Source organism: Stenotrophomonas maltophilia group sp. Smal17, assembly GCF_030237045.1.
Taxonomy (GTDB): domain Bacteria; phylum Pseudomonadota; class Gammaproteobacteria; order Xanthomonadales; family Xanthomonadaceae; genus Stenotrophomonas; species Stenotrophomonas forensis.
Genome location: NZ_JASJSU010000144.1, coordinates 1 through 6,058, shown reverse-complemented (window position 1 = coordinate 6,058; position 6,058 = coordinate 1). Strand labels below are relative to the sequence as shown.

Here is a 6,058-nt window from a genome sequence, read left to right as displayed (position 1 = left end):
CGTAGGGGTGGCCCTGGCCGGTTGCGCCGCCACCGCCGCCAAGCCGACCGCCGTCGAAGCCAACATCACCACCAAGGCGGTGGGCTACCTGGACAAGAGTGCGGTACCGGCCAGCCTGGACCTGGTGCCGGCGCCGCCGGCGACCGGTTCGGCTGCCCTCGCCCTCGACGAGCAGGTCAGCCGTGAAGCCCGCGCGCTGCGTGGCAGCCCGCGCTTCGCCCAGGCCGGCATCGATGCCGAACTCGGCTTCCCCGAAGGCGCCAACCACTTCTCCTGTGCCGCCGACATCGACGTCGATGCGGTGAAGACCCCGGCCCTGTATCGCCTGCTGGAACGCAGCCGGATCGACGCCAGCGCCGCCACCAAGGCCGCCAAGAACCATTACCAGCGCCCGCGCCCGTTCATGGTCAACGGTGAGCCGACCTGCTCGCCGAAGGACGAAGACGGCCTACGCAAGAATGGCTCCTACCCGTCCGGCCACACCTCGATCGGCTGGGCCTGGGCATTGATCCTGTCGGAGATCGCTCCGGATCGCGCCGATGCCATCCAGGCCCGCGGCCGCAACTACGGCGAGAGCCGCCTGGTGTGCAACGTGCACTGGCAGAGCGACATCCTCGAAGGCCGCTTCATGGGCGCCGCCGCCGTTGCCCGCCTGCACGACAACGCCGCGTTCAACAAGGATCTGCTGGCCGCACGCAGGGAGATCGCCGCCGCGCGCAAGGCCGGCCTGCACTCCAGCCGCGACTGTGCCACCGAGAATGCCGTGCTGAAGGTGCGCCCGCAGAGCGCGCTGTAATCCCGCTCCGCTGCGCTTGCGGTCATGGCGGTCCGGCTATCCTGATGCCAGCCTTGGCGAATGCCTGCACAAGCGCAGTCTTGTTCCCATCGCGTGGCCAGCCGACAACACGTGCAGCAACCTCGCCATCGCGCAGGACGTAGAAGGTCGGCGTTCCCCAGTAGTCAAACGCAGGGAACGCCGACTGACGTGCCGCGATGCGTATCGGCAGATCGGGGTGACGCCTGCTCCAGTTGGTGAAGATGCGGGTATCCAGCGTTCCGTCCTGTGGTGAAAGCCAGAGCGAACGAACGCCGGACAGCATCTGGAGCAGCTGTGGATCCACGCGTGCTGCGTCGGCGACCGCGCGGGTGAATCCACAGGCCGGATGCGCGATGACGACGATATCCAGTGAGGCCATGTCTGCGACTCCGCTGCTGTAGGCCGCGCCGTCAGGGCTGGGCACCCAGTACTCGAAGCGCTGTACGGCCTCCGGCATCTGGGGTAGCGGGTGGCCGCCAAAGGCGGGCGCCCATGGCGATGAGGGCTTCAGTGCACTGCGATCGCGGCTGATCACGGCAATGGCTGCACCCTCGCGCATGTCAGCGGCAAGCAGCGCGCCTCGCGCGCGCAGCTGCAGGCCGACCCGCATGGCGAGCCCGGAATGATCGGGCTGCCTGGTTGCACGTGTCGTCGCGTGGATCGCTCGCAACAGAAGACGCAGGTCCTGGGTCGAAAGCGCGGGTAGAGCACGCGCATGAGGCAGGACGTGGGCCTGGAAGGTGTACTCAACCTGGTTGCCGCGGTCGTGCCAGGCGTGGTCTGGCCCGGAAAGCCTGTCCATCGCATGCAGCACGGCAGCGTAGCCTTCCTCGAGGGTTTCTCCGGCCATGCAGGGCCAGGCCCGCGTCGCTGCGTACAGCACGGCAACAGTCCAGAGGCTCGCCCGCAGGACCATGGCGTAACCAATCCGTGGGTGCCGCATCGCGGCGATCAGCAGTTGGACGTGCATATGTGCTGGGTCGAGTCCTCGCAGGTCGCATGCTGGATGCACTTGTAACCCGGGTAGTCCGTTTCATTGCAATGCTCGCCCATGCCGCAACGCAGGGCACGGGTCGCCCGCAATGTCTCCAGTACCTCCTTGTCCTCCTGCGAGTTCACCCTGACATCTGGAATCACGGCAAGCAGATGCTGGAAGCCGAAGGGCTTGAGCAGCCGGTGGATGTCAGCAGCTCCCAGTTCCCTCACGAGATCGGAGTAGTCGAACGTGGTCAGTCCGCGGGCATTGAATCGCAATGATTCGACAAATCGGGCACGCGATGCAGGGGCAAGCTTGTAGAGTGGAAAGGCGCCGGTGCCTTCGGTTGCTTTTGCATGCGCATCGAAAGATCGACGGTCGGTGATCGATGCCGTTCGCCTGTCCAGATCGCGCCGCTGCTCTTCCAGCTGTGCCAGTGGGGCCGTGTCGACGCCAGCCACATGCGCACGCGATTGAAGGGACACCAGCAAGGCGATCGATACCACGACAGCCTGAAGCGTTCTGCACGTCATCGCGCTTCCTCCTCTCCCCGGAGATTCCGGTGCGCACAGTCCTACACCGCTTTTGTCTGTCGACGCCAATCAGGACTGATTTGAGTCCAAATGCGACGTTATTTCGCCGTATCCTGCAACAAAGAAGGCGCAGCTTGCGCCGCGCCTTCCGTGCTCCCGTCCCCCTTTCGGCGAACGGTCATTGCCTCAACCGCATCAGAACTTCGCGGTGAACTCCACGCCCCAGGTACGCGGCTCGTTGAGGAAGCCGGTCAGGTTGTTGAAGTCGATCGCGCCGACCACGCGGGTCTGGTTGGTCAGGTTGCGGCCGAACACGGCCACGTCGTACTGGCCGTAATCCCAGTTGTAGCCCAGGCGCAGGCCGCCTTCCAGCGAACTACGGCCGCGGAATTCCGGCGACTCGTAGATGAAGAAGTTGACCTCGCTGCGGTAGGCCCAGTCGGTGTAGGCGTACAGCTCGCTGCCATCGCTGAGCGGGAAGCCGACGCGCAGGGTCGCGTTGTGGATCCACTTCGGCGCCTGCGGCAGCGGGTTGCCGTTGACCAGCGCATAGGTCTGGCCACCGATCACGGTGGTCGGGTCGGTGATGGTGCAGCCACCGCCACAGATCGCCACCGCCAGGTTCTTGTCCTTGATCTCGGTGTCGTTGTAGCTGCTGCCGAAGGTCAGCAGGACGTTGTCGGCCAGGTAGGCCTCCAGGTCCAGCTCCACGCCCTGGCCGATGGTCTTGTTGGCATTGAGCAGGGTGGCGGTGTTGTTGCTGCCGCCCACCGCGATCAGCTGCTGGCCATCGACGTTGTAGCGGAACACGCTCAGGCCCAGGCGTGCACGACGCTCGAACAGGTCGGCCTTGATGCCGGCTTCATACGAGATCACCTTCTCCGAATCGGCCTGCGACAGGCCCGGGGCGAAGGCCAGGCGGCCCTGGATCGACGGCGCGCGGAAGCCCTTGGCCACGCGGGCGTAGGCGTTGATGTCATCGGTCAGCTTGTACACGCCGCTGACATCCCAGCTGACGTCGTTGACGTCGGTGTTGGCCAGGTACGGGCCACTGACCGGGGTGCCGAACGGAACGGCCTGCAGCACGCTGGCGCTGAAGTCCTTCTTGTCCTGGGTGTAGCGCACGCCGGCACGCAGCTTGAAGCGGTCGGTGACGTCGAAGTCACCCGAGGCGAACACCGCCCAGGCCTTGTTGCGCTGGTTCTGCACCACGTGGCCGGTCTGCGGATTGCCCGGGGTCAGCGAGTCGTAGTTGAAGTTGTTGATGGTCACGTCTTCATCGAAGTAGAAGACGCCGGCCTGCCAGTCGAAGCGGCCCCACTCGTTGGACTCGATGCGGACTTCCTGCGTCCACTGGCGGTGGTGCGGCAGGCCGTCGGCCGATTCGGACGAGAACGGAATCAGGCCCGGGCCGTAGTTGCCGGCCCCCAGGAATGCTGCACCGTAGCCGCCGTCGATGTCGCCACGGTTGAGCGATTCGGCGGTTTCATAACCGGTGATCGAATGCAGGGTCACCGAGCCGAGGTTCCACTGCAGGCGCGCGCTGCCACCCCAGGTTTCCAGGTCGGAGAAGTTGACGCCGTCGTTGGCCACCTTGTCGCGGTCGAAGTTCTCGACCAGCGAATTGCCGCCCTTCTGGATGATGTTGGCGCGGAACAGGCGCGCGGTGCCGTTGAGCTTGCGCTTGTGCAGGTTGAACAGCGCTTCGAAGTCGTCGCCTTCGTACAGGAACTGCACGCGGCCGGCAGCTTCGTCGTAGCCTTCGAAGCCACTGTTGGGTGCGCCGACGCGGGTGTTGTCGACCCAGTCGTCGCGGCGCTGGTAGATCGCCGACACGCGCGCCGACCAGCGGTCGGTCAGCGGGCCGCCATAGGCGCCCTGCACGTTCCAGCTGTTGTAGCTGCCGTAGCCGACGCGGATGTAGCCATCGGCATCCTGCGACGGACGCGCCGAATCGAACTTGACCACGCCGGCCGGGGTGTTGCGGCCGAACAGCGTGCCCTGCGGGCCGCGCAGCACTTCCACGTTGGCCAGGTCGAACAGCGGGAAGCCCTTCAGCAGCGGGCTTTCCTGCACCACGTCGTCATACACCAGCGACACCGGCTGCGAGGCATTGAGGTCGAAATCGGTGTTGCCCAGGCCGCGGATGTAGAAGCGCGGGAAGGCACGGCCGTAGGACGACTCGATGTTGAGGCTGGGCACGCGCGCGGCCAGGAAGCGGATGTCATCGCCGGCCGAGCCGAGCACATCCAGCTTCTCGCCCTGGATCGCGCTCAGTGCGACCGGTACGTCCTTGGCGTTCTCGACGCGGCGCTGCGCGGTCACCTGCAGGGCATCGAGGGCAACCGGATCCTTGGCAGCGGGGGTTTCCTGGGCGGCTGCTACCAGCGGCAGCAGGGCGGAAAGAGCGGCAACGAGGGGGCGCGCGACCGGAAATCGGCCACGGGAAGTGCGGGTCGGGGACATGGCGGTAGGCTGTGTTTGGAGGGGTGGTAAAACGGCGCTACCAGATAATTGTTGCAATACAGCACCTGCCTCGCAAATGCCTGCCGTTCATGGCGCCGTCGCCCGCGCCCCGGCGCGCTCGCTAGACTCGGGGTTTTCCAGCCCTGCCGAGCCGTCGCGATGACCCAGTGGTACTTCCATGCCTCCGCCCAGGCCGACCGCGTCGGCCCGCTCGATGACCCAGCCGCGCGCCGCTATGCGCAGGCCAACCCGCGCGCGCTGGCCTGGTGCCAGGGCATGAGCGGATGGACCCCCATCCCCGACGTGGCCGAGCTGCAGGCGCCGGCGCCGGGCATGCCCACGACCCCGCCGCCGGTCCCCGCTGTTTCCAGCGGCCGCGCCGACGACATCGACTTCCGCATCGTCGGCCATGAAATGCAGTTCGTGGAGATCGAGCTCGACCCCGGCGAAAGCGCCATCGCCGAGGCCGGCGCGCTGATGTTCAAGGACGCCACGGTGCAGATGGACACGGTGTTCGGCGCTGCCAATGGCGACCCGGGCGGCTTCATGGGCAAGGTGATGGCCGCCGGCAAGCGCGTGCTGACCGGCGAGAGCCTGTTCGCCACCGTCTACACCCAGAGCGGCCATGGCAAGGGCAAGGTCGCCTTCGCCGCGCCCTACCCCGGCACCGTGTTGGCGATGAAGCTGGACCAGCATGGCGGCCGCCTGATCTGCCAGAAGGACAGCTTCCTGGCAGGCGCGCGCGGCGTGCAGATCGGCGTGCAGTTCCAGCGCAGGATCATGACCGGGCTGTTCGGCGGCGAGGGCTTCATCATGCAGAAGCTGGAGGGCGACGGCTGGGTGTTCATCCACGCTGGCGGCTGCGTGATCGAGCGCGAGCTGGCCGCTGGCGAGCGCCTGGACGTGGATACCGGCTGCGTGGTGGCCTACCACCCGACCGTGGACATGGATGTGCGCCGCGTCACCGGCGTCAAGAGCATGCTGTTCGGTGGCGAGGGCGTGTTCCTGGCCACGTTGACCGGCCCGGGCAAGGTCTGGCTGCAATCGCTGCCGTTCTCGCGCCTGGCCGGACGCATGTGGATGGCGGCGCCGCAGGGCGGTGGCCAGAGCCGTGGCGAGGGCTCGGTGCTCGGCGGACTCGGCCGGATGCTGGACGGCGACAACCGGTTCTGACCCACTCGCCCGGTAGGTGCCGACCTTGGTCGGCACTGGAATCTGCGGGTGCCGACCAAGGTCGGCAGCTACCGCACTCCTTTCCTGAATGGG

General features: G+C 66.5%; 5 protein-coding genes. 2 read left to right on the top strand and 3 right to left on the bottom strand.

The window, feature by feature from the left end:
* On the top strand, nt 1-796 hold a 796-nt coding region (locus QRO93_RS20910), incomplete at its 5' end, for a phosphatase PAP2 family protein (RefSeq protein ID WP_404830629.1).
* Between the two features lie 22 nt (nt 797-818).
* On the opposite strand, the gene QRO93_RS20905 is transcribed toward QRO93_RS20910, so the two are convergent.
* The 3 genes from QRO93_RS20905 to QRO93_RS20895 form a co-directional block, all read right to left on the bottom strand.
* A complete protein-coding gene (locus tag QRO93_RS20905; protein ID WP_180878552.1) occupies nt 819-1,787 on the bottom strand; it encodes a hypothetical protein in 969 nt (322 codons plus the stop codon).
* Entirely contained in the window at nt 1,769-2,299 is a 531-nt protein-coding gene (locus QRO93_RS20900; RefSeq protein WP_164086790.1) for a hypothetical protein, read from the bottom strand. Before QRO93_RS20900 ends, QRO93_RS20905 begins: the two co-directional genes overlap by 19 nt.
* 222 nt (nt 2,300-2,521) lie before the next feature.
* Nucleotides 2,522-4,792 (bottom strand): TonB-dependent receptor, encoded by a 2,271-nt coding sequence (locus QRO93_RS20895; RefSeq protein ID WP_053448382.1) that lies wholly within the window; start codon nt 4,790-4,792, stop codon nt 2,522-2,524.
* Between the two features lie 159 nt (nt 4,793-4,951).
* On the opposite strand from QRO93_RS20895, the gene QRO93_RS20890 reads away from it, so the two are divergent.
* Complete coding sequence (locus QRO93_RS20890) at nt 4,952-5,965, top strand: TIGR00266 family protein (protein ID WP_053448381.1); 1,014 nt, start codon at nt 4,952-4,954, stop codon at nt 5,963-5,965.
* Nucleotides 5,966-6,058 lie beyond the last annotated feature (93 nt).